Genomic DNA, 21,648 nt, shown 5'->3' on the forward strand with positions numbered 1-21,648 from the left:
TCAGTTGTCGCGGTCGACGGCGAACGAAGACCAGGCCTGACGCGACGGCATGATTTCCAGGCGATTGATATTGATGTGTGCCGGCAGGGTGGCGACGTAGAAGATCTGCTCGGCGATGTCCTCGGCGCTCAGCGGCGTGGTGGTCGAGTACATCGCGTCGGAGGCGGCCTGGTTGCCCTTGGTACGCACCAGGGTGAACTCGGTTTCGGCCATGCCCGGAGCGATGTCGGTGACGCGCACGCCGGTGGACACCAGGTCGCAACGCAGGTTGAAGCTGAACTGTTTGACGAAGGCCTTGCTCGCGCCATACACGTGGCCGCCCGGGTAGGGCCACTCGCCGGCCACCGAACCGATGTTGATGATGCTGGTGCCTTTACCGATCTCCACCAGGGTTGGCAGCAGCGCATGGGTGACGTTGACCAGGCCGGTGATGTTGGTGTCGATCATGGTGTGCCAGTCCTCCAGCGCCACCTTCTGCGCCGGCTCGGGCGCCAGCGCCAGGCCGGCGTTGTTGACCAGCACGGTGACGCGGCGGAAGGCCGGCGGCAACTCGGCGACGACCTGCTGCACGGCGGCGGCATCACGCACGTCGAGGGTGGCGATGTGCACCGGCACCTTGGCGCCCAGTTCGGCCTGCAGCTCCTGCAAACGCTCCAGGCGGCGGCCGGACAGCACCAGCGACCAGCCGGCCTCGGCAAAACGGCGGGCGGTAGCGCGGCCGAAGCCGGAGGTGGCGCCGGTGATGAAAACCACATTGCTCATGAGTCGATCCCCTGATGGTCATGGCACTGCGCGCATGGCGCAGGAAGCGGGCGTCATAGGCGACGAACCCGTCTGGAATAGGGCGCACGGCCATGCCGGCGCTAGGCCGTGCATGGTAAGGGCGTGATCCGCTCGTGCCTACCCGCGAGTAGGGCGACCTTGGTCTAGATCGCCACCAGCCCGCGTACCCCATCGGCCTCCATGGTCTCGCCACGGCCCTGCTGGACGATCTCGCCGCGGCTCATCACCAGGTACTGGTCGGCCAGCTCGGCGGCGAAGTCGTAGAACTGCTCGACCAGCAGGATGGCCATGTCGCCGCGCTCGGCGAGTTTGCGGATGACCACGCCGATCTCCTTGATCACCGAAGGCTGGATGCCTTCGGTGGGCTCGTCGAGGATCAGCAGGCGCGGCTTGCTGGCCAGCGCGCGGCCGATGGCCAGCTGTTGCTGCTGGCCGCCGGAGAGGTCGCCGCCACGGCGCTGCTTCATCTCGCGCAGCACCGGGAACAGCTCGTAGATGAACTCGGGTACGGTCTTGGCCTCGCTGGCGCCAAAACGCGACAGGCCCATCAGCAGGTTCTCTTCCACGGTCAGGCGCGGAAATATCTCGCGGCCCTGCGGCACATAGGCGATGCCGGCGTGCACGCGCTGGTGCGGCTTGTGGCCGTTGATGGTCTGGCCCTCCCAGGCGATGCTGCCTTCCTTGGCCGGGATCAGGCCCATCAGGCATTTCAGCAGGGTGGTCTTGCCCACGCCGTTGCGGCCGAGCAGGCAGGTGACTTCGCCGATCTTCGCCTCGAAGCTCAGGCCGCGCAGGATGTGGCTGCCGCCGTAGTACTGGTGAAGCTGTTGGACTTGCAGCATGGATTTGGTCCTTGTCTGATCGTGCCCACGCTTTGTATGGGCATGCATCTGGCGACGCTCTGCGTCGCTGGGACGCGGAGCGTCCCGGGAAGGGTTCCCACGCCGGAGCGTGGGAACCATCGGAATCCTGTGTATGGGTGCGCACGGCGCACCCTACGGGGCCATGCCGGTAGGGTGCGCCGTGCGCACCGCTGATCAGCGACCCAGATAAACCTCGATCACCCGCTCGTTGGCCTGTACCTCTTCCAGCGAGCCCTCGGCCAGCACGCTGCCCTGGTGCAGCACGGTGACGTGGTCGGCGATGCTGCCGACGAAGCCCATGTCGTGCTCCACCACCATCAGCGAGTGCTTGCGTGCCAGCGACTTGAACAGCTCGGCGGTGAACTCGGTTTCGGCGTCGGTCATGCCCGCCACCGGCTCGTCGAGCAGCAGCAGTTGCGGGTCCTGGACCAGCAGCATGCCGATCTCGAGGAACTGCTTCTGGCCGTGCGACAGCAGCCCGGCCGGACGATGACGCGAGCTCTCCAGGCGGATGGTGGTGAGCACTTCCTCGATACGGTCCTTCTGCGCGCCGGAAAGTCTGGCGCGCAGGCTGGCCCACACCGACTTGTCGGTTTTCAGCGCCAGTTCCAGGTTCTCGAACACGCTGAGCGCCTCGAACACCGTGGGTTTCTGGAACTTGCGACCGATGCCGGCCTGGGCGATCTCGACCTCGCTCATCTGCGTCAGGTCGAGGGTGTCGCCGAAGTAGGCGACGCCGTTGTCCGGGCGGGTCTTGCCGGTGATCACGTCCATCATGGTGGTCTTGCCGGCGCCGTTGGGGCCGATGATGCAGCGCAGTTCGCCGACGCCGATGTACAGGTTGAGGTCGGTGATGGCGCGGAAGCCGTCGAAGCTGACGTTGATGCCTTCCAGGGTGAGGATGGTGCCGTGGCGCACATCCAGGCCCTTGGCCGCGGCGCTGCCGAGGCCGAGCGCATCGCGGCCGCTGCCGGCCGGGTCGAAGGCGGGTTCGAGCATGAATTCGGGTACTGGAGTGGCTCTCATTGGTCCTTCTCCTTGCGCAGCAGTCCTATGACCCCTTTGGGCAGGAACAGGGTGATGACGATGAACAGTGCGCCCAGGGCGAACAGCCAGTACTCGGGGAAGGCCACGGTGAACCAGCTCTTCATGCCGTTGACCAGACCAGCGCCGAGCAGCGGGCCGATCAGGGTGCCGCGGCCGCCGAGGGCGACCCAGATGGCGGCCTCGATGGAGTTGGTCGGCGACATTTCGCTGGGGTTGATGATGCCCACCTGCGGCACGTACAGCGCGCCAGCCAGGCCGCACAGCACCGCGCTCAACACCCAGATAAACAGCTTGTAGCCGCGCGGATCGTAGCCGCAGAACATCAGGCGGTTCTCCGCATCGCGCAGCGCCGTCAGCACCCGGCCGAACTTGCTGCGTGCCAGGGCGAAGCCCAGCGCCAGGCTACCGACCAGCAGCAGTACGGTGCAGAAGAACAGGAAGGCGCGAGTGCCCGGCGCGGTGATGTCGAAGCCGAGAATCGTGCGGAAGTTGGTGAAGCCGTTGTTGCCGCCGAAGCCGGTCTCGTTGCGGAAGAACAGCAGCATGCCGGCAAAGGTCAGCGCCTGAGTCATGATCGAGAAATACACGCCCTTGATCCGCGAGCGGAAGGCGAAGAAGCCGAACACCAGGGCCAGCAGGCCGGGTGCCAGCACCACGAGGCACATGGCCCAGAGGAAGTTGCTGGTGCCGTACCAGTACCAGGGCAGCTCGCTCCAGGCGAGGAAGCTCATGAAGGCCGGCAGACCATCCCCCGCGCTTTGACGCATGAGATACATGCCCATGGCGTAGCCGCCGAGGGCGAAGAACAGGCCGTGGCCGAGCGAGAGCATGCCGGCGTAGCCCCAGACCAGATCGAGTGCCAGAGCGACTATGGCGTAGCAGAGGATTTTGCCGACCAGGGTCAGGCCATAGGCGGAGACGTGCAGGGCGTTGTCCGCCGGCAGCAGGTGCAGCAGCGGCATGGCCAGCAGGGCGATCAGTACCAGGCCGAGCACGGCCAGCGACGCCTTTGGCCCCAGCTTCGCCGTGGCGCGGGCAAGCAACGTTTGATTGAGTGCTTGAGTCATCAGTCGATCACCCGTCCTTTCAGTGCGAAGAGGCCTTGCGGACGTTTCTGGATGAACAGAATGATCAACGCGAGGATCAGGATCTTGCCGAGCACGGCGCCGATCTGCGGCTCCAGCAGTTTGTTGGCGATGCCCAGGCCGAAGGCGGCCAGCACGCTACCGGCGAGTTGGCCGACGCCGCCGAGCACCACCACCAGGAAGGAGTCGATGATGTAGCTCTGGCCCAGGTCCGGGCCGACGTTGCCGATCTGCGACAGGGCCACACCACCGAGGCCGGCGATGCCGGAGCCGAGGCCGAAGGCGAGCATGTCCACCCGCCCGGTCGGCACGCCGCAGCAGGCCGCCATGTTGCGGTTCTGCGTCACGGCGCGGACGTTGAGGCCGAGGCGGGTCTTGTTCAGCAGCAGCCAGGTCAATGCCACCACGAACAGGGCGAAGCCGATGATCACCATGCGGCTGTAGGGCAGTACCAGGTTGGGCAGCACCTGCACGCCGCCGGACAGCCAGCCCGGGTTGGCGACTTCGACGTTTTGCGCGCCGAAGATCACCCGCACCGCCTGGATCAGGATCAGGCTGATGCCCCAGGTCGCCAGCAGGGTTTCCAGCGGCCGGCCGTAGAGGTGGCGGATCACCGTGCGCTCCAGCGCCATGCCGATGGCGGCAGTGACGAAGAAGGCCACCGGCAGGGCGGCAAGCGGGTAGAGGGCGAGGTAGCCGGGGGCGAAATTCTGGAAGGCGATCTGCACCATGTAGGTGGTGTAGGCGCCGAGCATCAGCATCTCGCCGTGGGCCATGTTGATCACCCCGAGCAGGCCGAAGGTGATGGCGAGACCCAGGGCGGCCAGCAGCAGGATCGAGCCGAGGCTAAGGCCGCTGAAGGCCTGGCCGAGCAGCTCGCCGACCAGCAGGCGGCGCTTGACCTGGGCCAGGCTGGTCTCGGCGGCGGTACGGACCGCGGCGTCGCTTTCCACGCCTTCGGCCAGAAGGCCTTCCAGGCGCGTGCGGGCCAGCGGGTCGCCGCTTTCGCCGAGCAGGCGCACGGCGCTCAGGCGTACGGCCGGGTCGGGGTCGACCAACTGCAGGTTGGCCAGCGCCAGCGCCAAGGCGGCGCGCACGGCCTTGTCCTGTTCGGCGGCCACCTGGGCGTTAAGCAGGGATAGCTGGCTGGGCTTGGCCTTCTTCTGCAGCTCCTGAGCCGCCGCCAGACGCTGGGCCGGTTCGGCGGAAAGCAGCTGCTGCGCGGCTTGGGCGTTGGCCAGCAGGCCGCGCAGGCGGTTGTTCAGGCGCAGCGTCTTCGGCGTGCCGTCGGCGACGACCTGGCCTTCGGCGGCTTGCCAGCTGCCGTCGACTTTCAGGAACGCCGTTTTGCCGGCACCGACGCCGACGCGACCCTGCTGCAGGGCATCGAGCAGCGCCTGGCGGGCGGGATCGGGTTGTGCGGCCCAGCTCTCGAGGAGCTTGGCCTGCTTGGCCGGGCTGGCGGCGACGAAGTCGGCGGCCTCTCCGGCGTGGGCGGTCAGCGGCAGCAGCAGCGCCAGTGACAGCAGGATTCGGTAAAGGGCAGTGGGCATACGAAAGGTCCTTGGGTACGCCGGGACAAGCCCTCTCCCATTCATGGGGGAGGACCGGGAGAGGGCCTGATCTGGCGAACCCTCTTCCCGGCCCTCGCCCGCGAGGCGGGAGAGGGGGAAACCGTAGCCCGGATGCAATCCGGGGCGGCGATTCCCGGATGGCATCCGGGCTACGAACAGCCTCTCCCCCGGCCCCTCTCCCGTGAACGGGAGAGGGGAGGGAAACGCCCCGGCATTGCTGAGGTGTAGCAAGCAACACCAGGCCGTTCCCTCTCCCACTGGTGGGAGAGGGCTAGGGAGAGGGGCTTCGCTTAGTTGCTCTTCACCGCGTAGTCCGGCTTCTTGTCGTTGCCGGGGATGAAGGGGCTCCACGGCTGGGCGCGCAGCGGGCCTTCGGTCTGCCAGACGATGGAGAACTGACCGTCTTCCTGGACTTCGCCGATCATCACCGGCTTGTGCAGGTGGTGGTTGGTCTTGTCCATGGTCAGGGTGTAGCCGCTTGGCGCGACGAAGGTCTGGCCGGCCAGGGCTTCGCGCACCTTGTCGACTTCGGTGGTGCCGGCTTTCTCGACGGCCTGGGCCCACATGTTGATGCCGACGTAGGTGGCTTCCATCGGGTCGTTGGTCACCGCGGTCTGGTAGTTCGGCAGGTTCTTGGCCTTGGCGTAGGCCTTCCACTTGTCGACGAAGGCGCTGTTGACCGAGTTGTCCACCGACTGGAAGTAGTTCCAGGCGGCCAGCTGGCCCACCAGCGGCTTGGTGTCGATGCCACGCAGTTCTTCCTCGCCGACCGAGAAGGCCACTACCGGGATGTCGGTAGCTTCGATGCCCTGGTTGGCCAGTTCCTTGTAGAACGGCACGTTGGAGTCGCCGTTGACGGTGGAGATCACCGCGGTCTTGCCGCCGGCGGAGAACTTCTTGATGTTGGCGACGATGGTTTGATAGTCGCTATGACCGAAGGGGGTGTAGACCTCTTCGATGTCCTTGTCCTGTACGCCTTTGGAATGCAGGAAGGCGCGCAGAATCTTGTTGGTGGTGCGCGGGTAGACGTAGTCGGTGCCCAGCAGGAAGAAGCGCTTGGCCTCGCCGCCGTCTTCGCTCATCAGGTATTCCACCGCCGGGATCGCCTGCTGGTTCGGTGCGGCGCCGGTGTAGAACACGTTCGGCGACATCTCTTCGCCTTCGTACTGCACCGGGTAGAACAGCAGGCCGTTGAGCTCCTCGAACACCGGCAGCACGGACTTGCGCGACACCGAGGTCCAGCAGCCGAAGACCACGTCGACCTTGTCCTGCGTCAGCAGCTGGCGCGCCTTCTCGGCGAACAGCGGCCAGTTGGAGGCCGGGTCGACCACCACCGGCTCGAGCTGCTTGCCGTTGACGCCGCCCTTGGCGTTGATCTCGTCTATGGTCATCAGCGCCATGTCTTTCAGCGAGGTCTCGGAGATGGCCATGGTGCCGGACAGCGAGTGCAGGATGCCGACCTTGATGGTCTCTGCGGCTTGTACGGTCCAGGTCATGCCCATGGCGGCGATGGATGCGGAAAGGGTGAAGGCCTTGATCAGGCTGCGACGTTGCATGGTGCGATCTCCATTCGAGCTAATGTGAGTACTGCTGGTTTCTGGTTGTTGGTTGGCAGTCGTCCAAAAGGTCATCGCGTCACCCTTGCCCGGCCATCGCCCGCTGCCGGGCGCTGTGCAGCATGTGCAGGGTGATCTTGCGCACTTCCGCCTTGCTCACCTCGATGTGGGCTCTGAGCATCAGCTGTGCTTCTTCCTGGCGGCGCGACAGGATCGCGCCGAGGATCTGTGCGTGTTCGGCGTAGGTCGCCTCCACGCGTGGCCCCTGGGTGAAGTCCAGGCGCCGGATGATGCGGATCTTCTCGCTGACTTCCGCGTGCATGCGGGCCATCTCGCGGTTGCCGGTGGCCTCCACCAACTGGCAGTGGAAGCGCTCGTCGAGCAGCGACACGGCCCGTCCGTCCTGCAGGCGCTCCTCCGGCGTCACCATCCAGGTGCGCCGCAGGTCTTCCAGCGGCGCCGGCAGCTCGCCGGCCGGGCGATCGCACAGGCGCTTGACCGCCTCCAGTTCGAGGACGATGCGCACCTCGTACAGCTCTTCGAAGTAGTGGAAGTCGAACGGCCGCACCTGCCAGCCGCTGCGGAAATACACCTCCAGGTAGCCCTCGCGCTCCAGCCGGTACAGGGCCTGGCGCACCGGGGTGCGGCTGACGGCCATGCGCTCGGCGACTTCGCCTTCGGAGAAGCGGTCGCCGGGCAGCAGGCGGAACTCGAAGATGTCGTCCTTGAGCTGGGCGTAGATGCGCTCGGCCAGGTTCTCCGGGCGCTCGCGGCCGCGCTTGTCGGGACTGACCAGTTGCATGTCAGGCGGCCTCGCTCGGGACCAGCAGGAGCAGGGCGTCGCCCGGCGTCACCGCCTTGCCCGGCTGGCAGCGCACCGACTTGACGATGCCGGACACCGGCGCGGTGACCGCCAGCTCCATCTTCATCGCCTCGACCACCAGCAGCGGCGTGCCGGCCTCGACGTGCTGGCCGGGCTCGACCAGCACCTTCCACACGCTGCCGCACATGTCGGCGCTCACCAGGTGACCGTCGAGATCGCCGTCGTCGTCCTGGGCGGCGGCCGGCGGGGCGACGGCAGCGGCCTCGTCCTCGCGCCACAGCGGCACCTCGGCGTCGAACGCGGCCTTCTGCCGGGCCTGGAAGGCGGCGATGCCGTCCTGGTTGTCGGCGAGGAAGCGCCGATACTCGGCGAAGTCGAACTGGCTGTGCTCGATGCGGATCTGCGCGCGGCCCTCGCGGAAGGCCTCGCGGAAGTCATCCAGCTCGGCCTCGCTGACCGGGTAGAAGCGCACCTGGTCGAAGAAGCGCAGCAGCCACGGCTCGCCGTTCTCGAACTGGGCGTTCTTCACGTACTTGTTCCAGATCGGCAAGGTGCGGCCGACCAGCTGGTAGCCGCCGGGCGAGTCCATGCCGTAGATGCACATGTACATGCCGCCGATGCCCACGGTGCCCTCGGCGGTGTAGGTGCGCGCCGGGTTGTACTTGGAGCTGAGCAGGCGGTGGCGCGGGTCCAGCGGCACGGCGCAGGGCGCGTCGAGGTAGACATCGCCGAGGCCGAGGATCAGGTAGCTGGCGTCGAACAGGATGTCCTTCACCGCGTCGCGACTGGTCAGGCCGTTGATGCGCTGCAGGAAGTCGACGTTGTTCGGCAGCCAGGGCGCCTCGGCGCGCACCGTCTCGCGGTAGCGGGTGACGGCGCCGAGGGTGGCGCTGTCTTCGAAGGCCATCGGCAGGTGGACGATGCGGGTCGGCACCTTGAGGTCGGCGACGTCGCCGAGGCGCAGTTCCAGCGCCAGCAGGTGGTCGATCAGCGCCTGCTGGTGCAGCACGCGGCTGTCGTAGCGCAGCTGCAGCGAGCGCACGCCCGGCGCCAGCTCTTCCAGGCCGCGCAGCGGCTCGGCCTTCAGCGCTTCCATCAGCAGGTGCACGCGCAGACGCAGGGCCAGGTCGAGCACGTTGTCGCCGTATTCCATGAGGATGTAGGCGTCGCCGGCCTGGCGATACACCACCCGCGGGCGGCCGGCTGCGGCCGGCAGTTCGGCCAGCACGGTGGCGGACAGGGTTGCGCCCGGCTGCAGCGAGGGCGCCGGCAGGGTCACGGCGCTGATCGCGGCCAGGGCCTCGAGGCTGCCCAGCTGGGCCTGCTCCAGGCTCTGCGCCTGCTGGAAGCCGATGGGGTGGAAGCGCAGCTTGTCGCCGGGTTTGACCTGGCCGACTTTCCACAGCTCGGCCTTGGCGATGGTCACCGGGCAGACGAAGCCGCCCAGGCTCGGGCCGTCCTTGGTCAGGATCACCGGGAAGTCGCCGGTGAAGTTGATCGCGCCGATGGCGTATTCGCAGTCGTGCACGTTGGACGGGTGCAGGCCGGCCTCGCCGCCGTCAGCGCGGGTCCAGCTCGGCTTCGGGCCACTGAGACGCACGCCGAGCCGGTTGGAGTTGTAGTGCACCTCCCATTCGGCGGCGAAGAACTCCTCGATCGCCTCGGGCGTGAAGAAGTCCGGCGCGCCGTGCGGGCCGTAGAGTACGCCGATGTTCCAGGTGGTGCCGTAGCTCGGGATAAGGCTCGGGTGCACGGCCTGGGGGGCGCTGACCGGTGCCGGCGTGGTGCAGGCCGGCAGGGCGGGTTGCGAGATGGCCAGCATGTCGGCCGGGCGCAGGGTGCGGCCGGCGTGGCCGCCGAACTGGCCGAGGGCGAAGGTCGAGCGGCTGCCCAGGTACTGCGGCACATCGAAGCCGTTGCGCACCGCCAGATAGGTACGGCAGCCACTGCTGGCGCGGCCGAGCTTGAGCACCTGGCCGGCCTTGATCGGAATCGGCTGCCAGTAGGCCACGGCCTCACCGTCCAGGGTCGCCGGGCAATCGGCGCCGGTCAGGGCGATCAGCGCAGCGCAGTGGAAGCGCAGGGTCGGGCCCTGCAGGGTGAATTCCAGGCCGGCGGCATCGGCGTGGTTGCCGACGATGCGGTTGGCCAGGCGAAAGGCGAAGTCGTCCATCGGCCCGGACGGCGGCACGCCGATGTCCCAGTAGCCGAGTCGGCCCGGGAAGTCCTGCACGCTGGAATAGGTGCCGGGTTCCAGCACCTCGATGACGCTGGCGTTGAACTCGAAGCTGTCGAGCAGGCGGGTCCACACCTGGCCGGCGGCGAAGCGCGAGTCGGCCACCACCTGGCGCAGGTAGTCGATATTGCTGGCGATACCGTGCAGGCGGGTTTCGCCCAGTGCGCTGCGCATCCTGGCGACGGCCTCGTCACGGTTGGCGCCGTGGACGATCAGCTTGGCGATCATCGGGTCATAGAACGCCGAGACTTCGCTGCCGGTGCTGACCCAGCCGTCGACGCGCACGCCCTCAGGGAAGTGCACTTCGGTGAGCACGCCTGGGCTGGGCTGGAAGTTCTTCAGCGGGTCCTCGGCGTAGATGCGTACCTCGATGGCGGCGCCCTGCGGCGCGCGGCTCAGGGCGGCCCAGTCCAGCGCATCGCCGGCGGCCACGCGCAGCATGCATTCGATCAGGTCGAGACCGGTGACCATCTCGGTGACCGGGTGCTCGACCTGCAGGCGGGTGTTCACTTCGAGGAAGTAGAAGTCGTCGCGGGCGGCGTCGTAGATGAACTCGACGGTACCGGCGCTGCGGTAGCTCACCGACTCGCCGAGCTGCACGGCCGCGGCGTGCAGGCGTTCGCGGGTGGCCTGGGGCAGGTTCGGTGCCGGGGTTTCCTCGACCACCTTCTGATTGCGCCGTTGTAGCGAGCAATCGCGTTCGCCGAGGGCGGCCACGCGGCCCTGGCCGTCGCCGAATATCTGCACCTCGACATGCCGCGCCTGGTCGACGAAGCGCTCGAGGAATACCCCGGCGTCACTGAAGAACTGCTCGCCCATGCGCTTGACGCTGTCGTAGGCGCTGGCCAGGGATTCGGCGTCGGCGCAGCGGGTCAGGCCGATGCCGCCACCGCCGGCGGTGGTCTTGAGCATCACCGGGTAGCCGATGCCTTCGGCGGCGGCGAGGGCTTCTTCCAGGCTCTGCAGCAGGCCAGTGCCTGGCGCCATCGGCACCCGGGCTTCGCCGGCCAGTTCGCGGGCGCGGTGCTTGAGGCCGAACTCGCGGATCTGTTCGCCGCTGGGGCCGACGAAGGCGATGCCGGCGGCCTCGCAGGCATCGGCGAATTCGGCGCTTTCGGAGAGGAAACCGTAGCCGGGGTAGATCGCCTGGGCGCCGGTTTCCCGCGCGGCGGCGAGGATCTTGTCGATGCGCAGGTAGCTGTCGGCGGGCTTGTCGCCGCCCAGTGCGATGGCGACATCGGCGTCGCGCACATGCTGAGCGTTGCGGTCGGCGTCGGAGTAGACGGCGACGCTCTTCACGCCCAGGCGCTTGAGCGTGCGGATGGCGCGGACGGCGATCTCGCCACGGTTGGCGATGAGAACGGTCTTAAACATGGGTGGCCTCCGTGGCGAGATCGCCGTGCTGGGCTACGCCCAGCCGGCACTTTGACTTCGTCGCTGCGCCGCGTTGCGGCTGGTCACCACGGTTGGCGATCAGTACGGTATGAAACACGTTCGGTCCCTCGTCGTGGGGTGAGCACTCACCGTGCTCATTTCCGGCAATCGAATGGGTGAGCGGTCCGGCCGCTCACCCAGCGGCGTCAGTTCTTGTTGGCCTGCAGGCTGGCGATAAAGGCGCGCCAGCCGCCGAAGCCGGTGATGTCACGCGCCCCTTCCAGGGCGTAGGGCTCGCAGATGAAGCCCTTGACCCAGCGGCCGTCGGCCAGCTCCAGGTTGCCGATGCCCAGCGGCGGCGGAATCTCGGCGACGAACTCGCCGAAGCGCGCCTGCGGCACGTCCCACAGCTCGACGATGATTTCGGCGCCACCTTCGGCGACTCGTGCCAGCCCCGGCTTGGGCGGCACGGTGCCGGGCAGGGCGTAGAGGCGGTAGTGGGCCGAGCTGGTGGTCTGCTCGACCAGCACGGCGTCGCGGGTGAGCAGCTGGAAGTTCAGCGGCATGCCGGTGAGGTGCGCGCCGACCACGGCTACGCGCACACAACTAGCTGCCTGGGCTGGCGCGGCCTGGGCTGGCAGCGCGCGACCGGTGGCGCCCAGCGGCAGGGCCAGGGCCTGCTGCCAGCGCTGGCCGAAAGCCGCAAGGGCGTGGTCGTGCCAGGCCGGGGCGATCAGGGTGATGCCGGCCGGCAGGCCGTCGTCGCGGAACCCGGCCGGCAGCGCCAGGGCGGCGAGGTCGGCCAGGTTGGTGAAGTTGGTGTAGGTGCCGAACTGGCTGTTGAACAGCACCGGTTCGACGGCCATCTCGGCCAGGGTGCGGATGGTCGGCGAGGTCGGCACCACCAGGGCGTCGAAGCCGGCCAGGGCATCGTTGATCCGGCGGCTCAGTTCGGCGCGGATGTACTCGGCCTTGTAGGCGTCGCAGGCGCTGTACCTGTGCCCGCTCTCGACGATGCCGCGCACCACCGGGTTGATGTGTTCGGGGTCGACACCTTCGACCGCGACGGTGCGTTCGGCGACCCAGGAGCCGTAGTAGAGCTGCTCGGCCAGTTCGCGGAACGGCGTGAAGTCGATCTCCACCAGCTCGGCGCCGAGTTCGAGCAACTTGCCCAGCGCCTGCTCGAACACGGCCTGGTTCTGCGCGTCGCCAAAGAATTCGGGGGCGGCCGGCACGGCCAGGCGCGGGGTGGCCGGCATGCCGACCTTGGCGCTGTGGGGATTCTTGCGGCTGTAGGCGTCGGCGCCGTCGTAGCCGCCGGCGACGCCGGCCACGGCCAGGGCGTCGGCCGCGGTGTGGGCGAACACCGAGATGCAGTCCAGGGTGCGGCAGGCCGGCACCAGGCCGGTGTTGGGCAGCCAGCCCTTGGTCGGCTTGAGTCCGACGATGTTGTTGAAGCCGGCCGGCACGCGGCCGGAGCCGGCGGTGTCGGTGCCCAGCGAGAAGGCCACCAGGCCGCGCGCCACGACGCTGGCCGAACCGGAGCTGGAGCCGCCGCTGACGTAGTCCGCATCGAAACTGTTGGGTACCGCGCCGTAGGGCGAGCGGGTACCGACCAGGCCGGTGGCGAACTGGTCGAGGTTGGTCTTGCCGATCAGGATGGCGCCGGCGGCGCGCAGACGGGCGACGACGGTGGCGTCGCCCTCGGCGGTATAGGCGAATTCGGGGCAGGCGGCGGTGGTCTGCCAGCCGGCGGCGTCGATGTTGTCCTTGATGGCGAAGGGCACGCCGTACAGCGGCAGCTTGCTCAGGTCGCCGGAGGCTTCGGCCAGGCGCTCGGCCAGAGTATCGAGCTGGGCCTGCAACTGCGCGGGCGTGGCCAGGCCGATCCAGGCCGGATCGTCACCGTCCAGTTCGGCCAGCAGCTCGGCGAGCACGCTCGGCTGCAGTTGCTCGGTGCGATAGGCCTGCTGCCATTCGCTCAGGGTCCAGCCGAATCCGCGATGGGACATCTTCCGAGATTCCTTCTTGTATCCAAGTTGGTGTTCCCAGAGCAGATGTCATGCCAGGTTTATAACTGATTGATTAGTTTGGATATTTTCTGTCTTGTAGACGCGCGAACAGACGCCGCCGCCCCGTTTGGGGGCCGGCGGGCGAGGGCGGTGCGCCAGGAGGGAGCGTCAGGGGGCGAGGTAGCCGCGTACGCCGGTGAAGATGATCTGCGCGGCCAGGGCGCAGACGAACAGGCCCATCAGGCGGCTGAGGATCTGCAGGCCCTGCTGGCCGAGCAGGCGCTCGACCCGGTCCGACAGATAGAGGACCGCGCCGACCGTGGCGCTGGCGATGCCGATGGCGAGAATGGCCAGCAGCTTGTCGTCCCATTCCGGCTGGCTGATGCCCATCACCAGCAGTGCGCCGATGGTGCCGGGGCCGACCGTGAGGGGGATTGTCAGCGGCACGATGGTGACGTCCTGCTGGACGTTGTCCGCCTGCACCGCGGACTTGCCCTGGGCCATGCCGAGGGCCGAGATGAACAGCACGCTGCCGGCGCCGATGCGGAAGGCGTCAGCGGTGATGCCGAAGATCTCGAAGATGGCCTTGCCGAAGAGGTAGAGCAGCACGCTGGCGATCAGCGTGCCCAGCGCCACTTTCCAGGCCAGTTTCTTGCGTTCCTTGACGCTGTAGCCGGGGGTCAGGCCGATGAAACAGGACAGCACGAAGAACGGGCTATAGAGGACCAGCATCTTCAGGTAAAGGCTGAACAGCACGGAAAGCATTGGACGGGCTCGTCAGAGGGCGATGGGGGCAAGCATAGAGGGGCGGGGGGCGGCGTTGCCACCCCGGGGTCAGGACGGCAGGGCGTCGCGCTGGCGGCGTTCGCGCTCGGACACCCAGTGGGCGATCAGCTCGCGCAGTTGCGACATCTCCACCGGCTTGGACATGTGCCCGTCCATGCCGGCCTGGCGTGCGCGCTCCTTGTGCTCGGCCAGGATGTGCGCGGTCAGCGCCACCACCGGGGTGCGTTCGCGCTGCTCGAGACGTTCCCATTCGCGCAACCGCTCGGTGGCGGAGAAACCGTCGAGTACCGGCATCTCGCAGTCCATCAGCACCAGGTCGTACTGCCGCTCCTGCATGGCGCGCAGGGCTTCCTCGCCGTTGCTGGCGGTGTCCGGCTGCAGGTTGAGCTTGCTCAGCATGCCGCGGATCACCTTGGTGGAGATACTGTTGTCCTCGGCTACCAGGATGCGGAAGTCGCCGGGCACCTGCAGCGTGCCGGCGTCGACCTGGGGCAGTGGCGGCGCGCCGGCCTGGCGCTGGGCGAGTTCGTCGGCGAGCACCGTCTTCAGCGTGTAGCCGGCCACCGGCTTGGCCAGGATGCGCTTGATGCCGGCGTTGCGCGCGATGATCTTGCTCGGCGCGTTGCTGATGCCGGTGAGCATGATCAGCAGGATGTCGTGGTTGAGGTTGGGGTCTTCCTTGATCTTGGCGGCCAGCTGCATGCCGGTCATGCCGGGCATTTCCTGGTCCAGCAGCACCGCGTCGAAGAACTCGCGCAGGTGCGCCTTGGTGCGCAGTAGGGCCAGGGCCTCCTTGCCGGACGGCACCGCGCTGACCTGCAGGCCCCAGGCGGCGCATTGCTGCTGCAGCACCTTGCGGCAGGTCTCGTTGTCGTCCACCACCAGCAGGCGCGCGCCCTGCAGCGGGCCGTCGAGATCGGCGGTGGGGTGTTCCAGGCGTTGCGGATCGAGCGGCAGGGTCAGCCACAGGGTGCTGCCGGCGCTGCCGCCGCTCTGCACGCCGAACTCGCCGTCCATCAGGCGCACCAGCTGGCGGGCGATGATCGGGCCGAGACGGCCGCCGAGCTTGCTGGCGCTGAGGAAGTCGCTGCTGTGCAGCTGGGTGTTGAGCAGGGCATCGCGCTCGCCCGGCTCCAGCGGACGACCGCTGTCCTGCACGGCGATGCGCAGGCGCGGCGCGTGCCCCTCGGTCTCCAGCGCCACCACCAGCAGGATCTCGCCCTCGTCGGTCTGGCGGAAGGCATTGTCCAGCAGGCTCATGAGGACCTGCCGCAGACGCGTCGGGTCGCCGCTGATCACCCGCGGGACCTGTGGCTGGGTGAAGCTGATCAGCTCGACCTTCTGCTGCTCGGCCTTGGCACGGAAGATGTCCAGGCAGTCGTCGATCAGGGCATTGAGGTCGAACTGCACGTCGTCCAGCTCGATCTGCCCGGATTCCAGCTTGGAGATGTCGAGGATCTCGTTGATCAGGGTGAGCAGCTCGTTGCCGGAGCTGTGGATGGTCTGCACGTAGTCGCGCTGCTTGGCCGACAGCGGCGTGCCGAGCAGCAGCTCGGTCATGCCCAGCACGCCGTTCATGGGCGTGCGGATCTCGTGACTGATCTTGGCCAGGAACTCGGCCTTGGCCTTCAGCTCGGCGCTGGTGGCGGCCTCGCTGGTGCGGCGGAACAGGTTCTCGCGCTGGATCTGCCGCTGCCGCTCGGACAGCGCGATGCTGAGGATCAGGCCGGCGACCATGGCCACGCTGAACAGGCTGAGCACCAGCCAGCCGGGGTTTAGCTGGTCGAAGCCGAACAGCACCGGGCCGAGCACGGCGAAGCCGAGGCCGAAGATCACCAGGGCGGCGACGATCAGACGGGCCGGGCGGTAGCCGGCGCGCCAGTGCACGAAGGCGATGACCGGCACGGTGAGCACCACCATCACCACGAGGCCGTAGACCAGCCAGCTGTGCCAGAACAGCCCGGTGAAGGCGATCATGCCCGCCGCCAGGGCGACCACGGCGAATTCCAGGTGCAGCACGTGGCGCAGCGGGCTGCGCTCGGCGGCGCAGCCGCTGAAGAAGAAGCGGGTGTAGCCGAGGATGCACAGGGCGGCGGCCAGGGCCGACAGGTCGGCGATCAGCGACTGGTTGTAGCTCTGCTCCGGCAGCAGCACGGCGAGCAGGCCGATGTTGGCGGTGGCGCACAGGGCCAACGCGGCGTGCATGCCGGCCAGCCACAGGTTGCTGGCGGTGGGCGAATAGCCCATGCGCATCAGGTTGAACAGGGCCAGCAGCAGCAGGCCGCCGAGCAGCGCACCGAATAGGTAGGCCGGCTTCTCCTGGGCCACCAGCTCGGCCTCGTCGATGACCTTGAACCACATCATCAGCGCGTGGTTGGAGGTCATGCGCAGGTAGGCGGTGCGCGGCACGTCGTCGTTCGGCAGGCTGAACAGGTAGGCCCGCGACGGCAGCGGGCGCGAGCTCAGGGTCAGCGCCTCGCCGGTGCGCAGCTGCTGCTCCAGCTGGCCGTCGCGCACCAGATAGAAATCCAGGTTCTGCACACGCGGGGCGAACAGCCACAGCCAGTGCGGTGCGGAGAAGGAACGGGTGTCGACCTTGAGCCAGATGGCCTGGGGCGAGGCGGGGAGGGTGAAGGAGAGGCGGTCGAGAGGCTGGAAGCGCGAGGTCTGCGCCTGCACCTCGGCGAAGGTCATGGCGGCCGATTTGTCGAGCAGGATCGACCAGCTCTCGGCGGGTGTCTGCTTCGGCGCAGCCGAGACCGACAGCCCCAGAAGCAGGCTGACGATGAGTCCTGTGGCGATCCAGAGCCGGCGCACGGCGGAGTCCCTTCTTTAATAGATTCCCGGATTATAGCTACGGGCAATGGGCAAAAGTCAGCCATGCCGATTGGCGACTGGGAGTTTTACCGCATCTTTACCCTGCGCTGCGTCGCGAACTTGGCCAAAGCCTGTCGCCCGCCCGCTTATCCAGATAGTGCCCGGTTTTTCAAGTCATCTGCGACTAAAGTCTAATAACGCTTCGGGTGGGCGGGTCTAGCCTTGGCGTCAGAACAACCACAATAAAAGACGTCCGGACGAGGGCGATTCCGCTCTTTTCGACGGGGCGTCGGGAGACTGCCTTATGAGCGTGACAACTGCAGATACCGGCCATTCCCCGGCCGGCCCGATGACCAGGGAGGAGCGAAAGGTCATTTTCGCCTCGTCTCTGGGGACCGTTTTCGAGTGGTATGACTTCTACCTGTACGGGTCGCTCTCGGCGATCATCGCGGCGCAGTTCTTCTCGGGGGTCAACCCGACCGCGGCCTTCATCTTCGCCCTGATGGCCTTCGCCGCCGGCTTCGCCGTGCGGCCGTTCGGCGCCCTGGTGTTCGGCCGTCTCGGCGACCTGGTCGGGCGCAAGTACACCTTCCTCATCACCATCATGATCATGGGCCTGTCGACCTTCATCGTCGGCATCCTGCCCTCGTACGCCAGCTGGGGCATCGCGGCGCCGATCATCCTCATCGTGCTGCGTCTGTTCCAGGGCCTGGCGCTGGGCGGCGAATACGGCGGCGCGGCGACCTACGTGGCCGAGCATGCGCCCCATGGTCGGCGCGGTTTCTACACCTCGTGGATCCAGACCACCGCGACCCTGGGCCTGTTCCTCTCGTTGCTGGTGATCCTCGGCACCCGCACCTGGCTCGGCGAAGAGGAGTTCGCCGCCTGGGGCTGGCGCATCCCGTTCCTGCTGTCCATCGTGCTGCTGGGCATCTCGGTGTGGATCCGCCTGACCCTCAGCGAGAGCCCGGCGTTCAAGAAGATGAAGGAGGAGGGCAAGACCTCCAAGGCGCCGCTGACCGAGGCCTTCGGCCGCTGGGAGAACGCCAAGGTAGCGCTGGTGGCGCTGTTCGGCGGCACTGCCGGGCAGGCGGTGGTGTGGTACACCGGCCAGTTCTACGCGCTGTTCTTCCTGACCCAGACGCTCAAGGTGGAGGCCGCCACGGCGAACATCCTGATCGCCCTGTCGCTGTTGATCGGCACGCCGTTCTTCATCTTCTTCGGCTGGCTGTCGGACAAGATCGGGCGCAAGCCGATCATCCTCGGCGGCTGCCTGGTCGCGGCGCTGACCTACTTCCCGCTGTTCGGCCTGATCACCCATTACGCCAACCCGGCGCTGGAGCAGGCGCAGACCTCGGCACCGGTCACCGTGGTGGCGGACCCCAGCGAGTGCTCGTTCCAGTTCAACCCGGTGGGCACCTCGAAGTTCGTCACTTCCTGCGACATCGCCAAGGGCTTCCTCGCGCGCAACTCGGTGAACTACGCCAACGAGGAGGCGCCGGCCGGAACGGTAGCGAGCATCCGCATCGGCGACCAGACGCTGTCTTCGTTCTCCGGCGCCGGCATGCCGGCCGAGCAGTTCAAGGCTGAGTCCGACGCCTTCAACACCCGCATGACCGAAGCCATCCGCAGCAACGGCTACCCGGCCAAGGCCGACCCGGCGCAGATCAACATGCCGATGCTGGTGCTGCTGCTGACCGTGCTGGTGCTGTTCGTGACCATGGTCTACGGGCCCATCGCGGCGCTGCTGGTGGAGCTGTTCCCGACCCGCATCCGCTATACCGCGATGTCGCTGCCGTACCACATCGGCAACGGCTGGTTCGGCGGCTTCCTGCCGACCACCGCCTTCGCCATGGTGGCCGCCACCGGCAATATCTACTACGGACTCTGGTACCCCATCGTGGTAGCGGTGATGACCTTCATCATCGGCCTGTTCCTGATGCCGGAAACCAAGGACCGCGACCTGCGCGACTGGCACTGACCCCGTCGCGCAGTGCGCGACGTAGGGCGGCCTCGCCGCAAAGCGGCAGCCCGCCTAGCCGGGGCGCGGATGGCGCACTGCCCTGACGGGCGAGGGCGCCCTGCGTTGCACCGCAGGGCTAGGAGGCGGGATCGATCGTAGGGCGGCCTCGCCGCGCAGCGGCAGCCCGCCGAGCTAGGCCCGGATGGCGCACTGCCCTATCGGGCGAGGGCGCCCTACGTTGCACCGCAAGGCTTGGAAGCGGGAGCGATCGTAGGGCGGCCTCGCCGCGAAGCGGCAGCCCGCCGAGCCGGGGCGCGGATGGCGCACTGCCCTGGCGGGCGAGGGCGCCCTACGTTGCACCGCAAGGCTTGGAAGCGGGATCGATCGTAGGGCGGCCTCGCCGCGAAGCGGCAGCCCGCCGAGCCGGGGCGCGGATGGCGCACTGCCCTGGCGGGCGAGGGCGCCATACGTTGCACCGCAAGGCTAGGAGACGGGATTGATCGTAGGGCGGCCTCGCCGCAAAGCGGCAGCCCGCCGAGCGGAGCCGAGTGGCGCACTGCCCTGGCGGGCGAGGGCGCCCTACGTTGCACCGCAAGGCTTGGAAGCGGGATCGATCGTAGGGCGGCCTCGCCGCGAAGCGGCAGCCCGCCGAGCCGGGGCGCGGATGGCGCACTGCCCTGGCGGGCGAGGGCGCCATACGTTGCACCGCAAGGCTAGGAGACGGGATTGATCGTAGGGCGGCCTCGCCGCAAAGCGGCAGCCCGCCGAGCGGAGCCGAGTGGCGCACTGCCCTGGCGGGCGAGGGCGCCCTACGTTGCACCGCAAGGCTTGGAAGCGGGATCGATCGTAGGGCGGCCTCGCCGCGAAGCGGCAGCCCGCCGAGCCGGGGCGCGGATGGCGCACTGCCCTGGCGGGCGAGGGCGCCATACGTTGCACCGCAAGGCTAGGAGACGGGATTGATCGTAGGGCGGCCTCGCCGCAAAGCGGCAGCCCGCCGAGCGGAGCCGAGTGGCGCACTGCCCTGGCGGGCGAGGGCGCCCTACGTTGCACCGCAAGGCTTGGAAGCGGGATCGATGGTAGGGCGGCCTCGCCGCGAAGCGGCAGCCCGCCGAGCGAGGCCCGGATGGCGCACTGCCCTGGCGGGCGAGGGCGCCCTACGTTGCACCGCGCGGCAGGGAGGCGGGATTGATCGTAGGGCGGCCTCGCCGCGACGCGGCAGCCCGCCGTGCGTGGCCCGGATGGCGCACTGCCCTGGCGGGCGAGGGCGCCCTACGTTGCACCGCGAGGCTTGGAGGCGGGATTGATCGTAGGGCGGCCTCGCCGCGAAGCGGCAGCCCGCCGAGCGGAGCCGAGTGGCGCACCGCCGCGGCTTTCGACGCCGCGTCCCCAAAACGAACAGGCCCCGCATTGCGGGGCCTGTTCATGTGCGGCTGTCGATCAGCTCTCGCCCTTCTCGCGAGCGATGGCGCGGTAGCCGATGTCGGTGCGGTGGAACATGCCGTCCCAGCCGATCTGCTTGGTCAGGCGGTAGGCCTGCTGCTGGGCGGCCGATACATTCGGGCCGATGGCGGTGGCGCACAGCACGCGGCCGCCGGCGGTGACGACCTGGCCGTCCTTCAGCGCGGTACCGGCGTGGAACACCTTGCCATCGATCTTGGCGGCCTCTTCCAGGCCGAAGATCACGGCGCCCTTAGCGTAGTCGCCCGGGTAGCCGCCGGCGGCCAGCACCACGCCCACGGTCGGACGCGGGTCCCAGGTCGCTTCGACCTTGTCCAGCGCCTTGGCCAGGGCGGCCTCGACCAGCAGCACCAGGGAGCTTTCCAAGCGCACCATGATCGGCTGGGTTTCCGGGTCGCCGAAGCGGCAGTTGAACTCGATGACTTTGGGTTTGCCGGCCTTGTCGATCATCAGACCGGCATACAGGAAGCCGGTGTAGACATTGCCTTCGCTGGCCATGCCACGCACGGTCGGGTAGATCACTTCGTCCATCACGCGCTTGTGCACGTCGGCGGTGACCACCGGAGCCGGCGAGTAGGCGCCCATGCCGCCGGTGTTCGGACCGGTGTCGCCGTCGCCGACGCGCTTGTGATCCTGGCTGGTGGCCATTGGCAGCACGTTCTCGCCGTCGACCATGACGATGAAGCTGGCTTCTTCGCCGTCGAGGAATTCCTCGATCACCACGCGTGCGCCGGCGTCGCCGAAGGCGTTGCCCGACAGCATGTCGCGCACGGCCTCTTCGGCCTCTTCCAGGGTCATGGCGACGATCACGCCCTTGCCGGCGGCCAGGCCGTCGGCCTTGACCACGATCGGTGCACCCTTTTCACGCAGGTAGGCCAGCGCCGGCTCGACTTCGGTGAAGTTCTGATAGTCGGCGGTGGGGATGTTGTGGCGCGCCAGAAAGTCCTTGGTGAAGGCCTTGGAGCCTTCCAGCTGGGCGGCAGCGGCGGTGGGGCCGAAGATGTCCAGCTTGCGGGTGCGGAACAGGTCGACCACGCCCTTCACCAGCGGCGCTTCCGGGCCGACGATGGTCAGCTGCACGTTCTTCTCGGCGAAGTCGGCTAGCTGCTCGATGGCCAGCACGTCGATGGCGACGTTCTCGCACTTGGCTTCGGTGGCGGTGCCGGCGTTGCCCGGGGCGACGAAGACCTTCTCGACGCGCTTGTCCTGCGCCACTTTCCAGGCCAGGGCGTGTTCACGACCGCCGCTGCCGATGATCAATACGTTCATGG

General features: G+C 67.8%; 13 protein-coding genes. 1 reads left to right on the forward strand and 12 read right to left on the reverse strand.

Annotated elements, in window-relative coordinates:
- The 11 genes from NF616_RS15675 to NF616_RS15725 form a co-directional block, all read right to left on the reverse strand.
- The gene (locus tag NF616_RS15675; RefSeq protein ID WP_252274227.1) at positions 1-762 is read right to left on the reverse strand and encodes an SDR family NAD(P)-dependent oxidoreductase; all 762 of its coding nucleotides are present in this window, start codon (positions 760-762) and stop codon (positions 1-3) included.
- Between the two features lie 164 nt (positions 763-926).
- Positions 927-1,625: an urea ABC transporter ATP-binding subunit UrtE gene (gene urtE, locus NF616_RS15680; RefSeq protein WP_252274228.1), complete on the reverse strand. Its 699-nt coding sequence runs from the start codon at positions 1,623-1,625 to the stop codon at positions 927-929.
- A 195-nt stretch (positions 1,626-1,820) separates the two neighbouring features.
- Positions 1,821-2,672, reverse strand: a complete 852-nt coding sequence (gene urtD, locus NF616_RS15685) for an urea ABC transporter ATP-binding protein UrtD (protein WP_252274229.1) — start codon at positions 2,670-2,672, stop codon at positions 1,821-1,823.
- On the reverse strand, positions 2,669-3,760 hold the full coding sequence (gene urtC, locus NF616_RS15690; RefSeq protein ID WP_252274230.1) for an urea ABC transporter permease subunit UrtC: 1,092 nt from the start codon (positions 3,758-3,760) through the stop codon (positions 2,669-2,671). Before urtC ends, urtD begins: the two co-directional genes overlap by 4 nt.
- The gene (urtB, locus tag NF616_RS15695) at positions 3,760-5,331 is read right to left on the reverse strand and encodes an urea ABC transporter permease subunit UrtB (protein ID WP_252274231.1); all 1,572 of its coding nucleotides are present in this window, start codon (positions 5,329-5,331) and stop codon (positions 3,760-3,762) included. The genes urtC and urtB overlap by 1 nt, the downstream gene beginning before the upstream one ends.
- Before the next feature lie 311 nt (positions 5,332-5,642).
- Entirely contained in the window at positions 5,643-6,908 is a 1,266-nt protein-coding gene (gene urtA, locus NF616_RS15700) for an urea ABC transporter substrate-binding protein (RefSeq protein ID WP_252274232.1), read from the reverse strand.
- Positions 6,909-6,987: 79 nt separating this feature from the next.
- A complete protein-coding gene (locus tag NF616_RS15705; protein WP_252274233.1) occupies positions 6,988-7,710 on the reverse strand; it encodes a GntR family transcriptional regulator in 723 nt (240 codons plus the stop codon).
- Between the two features lies 1 nt (position 7,711).
- On the reverse strand, positions 7,712-11,341 hold the full coding sequence (uca, locus tag NF616_RS15710; protein ID WP_252274234.1) for an urea carboxylase: 3,630 nt from the start codon (positions 11,339-11,341) through the stop codon (positions 7,712-7,714).
- Between the two features lie 206 nt (positions 11,342-11,547).
- On the reverse strand, positions 11,548-13,353 hold the full coding sequence (gene atzF, locus NF616_RS15715) for an allophanate hydrolase (RefSeq protein ID WP_252274235.1): 1,806 nt from the start codon (positions 13,351-13,353) through the stop codon (positions 11,548-11,550).
- Positions 13,354-13,521: 168 nt separating this feature from the next.
- Entirely contained in the window at positions 13,522-14,118 is a 597-nt protein-coding gene (locus NF616_RS15720; protein WP_252274236.1) for a MarC family protein, read from the reverse strand.
- Positions 14,119-14,187: 69 nt separating this feature from the next.
- Entirely contained in the window at positions 14,188-16,956 is a 2,769-nt protein-coding gene (locus NF616_RS15725) for a hybrid sensor histidine kinase/response regulator (protein WP_252274237.1), read from the reverse strand.
- 304 nt (positions 16,957-17,260) lie between these two features.
- Here NF616_RS15725 and NF616_RS15730 point away from each other — a divergent pair, with 304 nt between their 5' ends.
- Positions 17,261-18,937 carry an MFS transporter gene (locus NF616_RS15730; protein ID WP_252274238.1) on the forward strand — a complete coding sequence of 559 codons (1,677 nt, stop codon included), beginning with the start codon at positions 17,261-17,263 and terminating at the stop codon, positions 18,935-18,937.
- Between the two features lie 1,419 nt (positions 18,938-20,356).
- Here NF616_RS15730 and purD read toward each other — a convergent pair.
- Positions 20,357-21,646 carry a phosphoribosylamine--glycine ligase gene (gene purD / locus NF616_RS15735; protein WP_252274239.1) on the reverse strand — a complete coding sequence of 430 codons (1,290 nt, stop codon included), beginning with the start codon at positions 21,644-21,646 and terminating at the stop codon, positions 20,357-20,359.
- Positions 21,647-21,648: the final 2 nt, after the last annotated feature.

This window comes from Pseudomonas subflava (assembly GCF_023823685.1).
GTDB classification, from domain to species: Bacteria; Pseudomonadota; Gammaproteobacteria; order Pseudomonadales; family Pseudomonadaceae; genus Aquipseudomonas; species Aquipseudomonas subflava.

Bases quoted from the DNA above. Each gene is read 5' to 3' on its own strand.
- NF616_RS15675 (WP_252274227.1), bottom strand. From the start codon at position 762: ATGAGCAATGTGGTTTTCATCACCGGCGCCACCTCCGGCTTCGGCCGC.
- urtE (WP_252274228.1), bottom strand. From the start codon at position 1,625: ATGCTGCAAGTCCAACAGCTTCACCAGTACTACGGCGGCAGCCACATC.
- urtD (WP_252274229.1), bottom strand. From the start codon at position 2,672: ATGAGAGCCACTCCAGTACCCGAATTCATGCTCGAACCCGCCTTCGAC.
- urtC (WP_252274230.1), bottom strand. From the start codon at position 3,760: ATGACTCAAGCACTCAATCAAACGTTGCTTGCCCGCGCCACGGCGAAG.
- urtB (WP_252274231.1), bottom strand. From the start codon at position 5,331: ATGCCCACTGCCCTTTACCGAATCCTGCTGTCACTGGCGCTGCTGCTG.
- urtA (WP_252274232.1), bottom strand. From the start codon at position 6,908: ATGCAACGTCGCAGCCTGATCAAGGCCTTCACCCTTTCCGCATCCATC.
- NF616_RS15705 (WP_252274233.1), bottom strand. From the start codon at position 7,710: ATGCAACTGGTCAGTCCCGACAAGCGCGGCCGCGAGCGCCCGGAGAAC.
- uca (WP_252274234.1), bottom strand. From the start codon at position 11,341: ATGTTTAAGACCGTTCTCATCGCCAACCGTGGCGAGATCGCCGTCCGC.
- atzF (WP_252274235.1), bottom strand. From the start codon at position 13,353: ATGTCCCATCGCGGATTCGGCTGGACCCTGAGCGAATGGCAGCAGGCC.
- NF616_RS15720 (WP_252274236.1), bottom strand. From the start codon at position 14,118: ATGCTTTCCGTGCTGTTCAGCCTTTACCTGAAGATGCTGGTCCTCTAT.
- NF616_RS15730 (WP_252274238.1), top strand. From the start codon at position 17,261: ATGAGCGTGACAACTGCAGATACCGGCCATTCCCCGGCCGGCCCGATG.
- purD (WP_252274239.1), bottom strand. From the start codon at position 21,646: ATGAACGTATTGATCATCGGCAGCGGCGGTCGTGAACACGCCCTGGCC.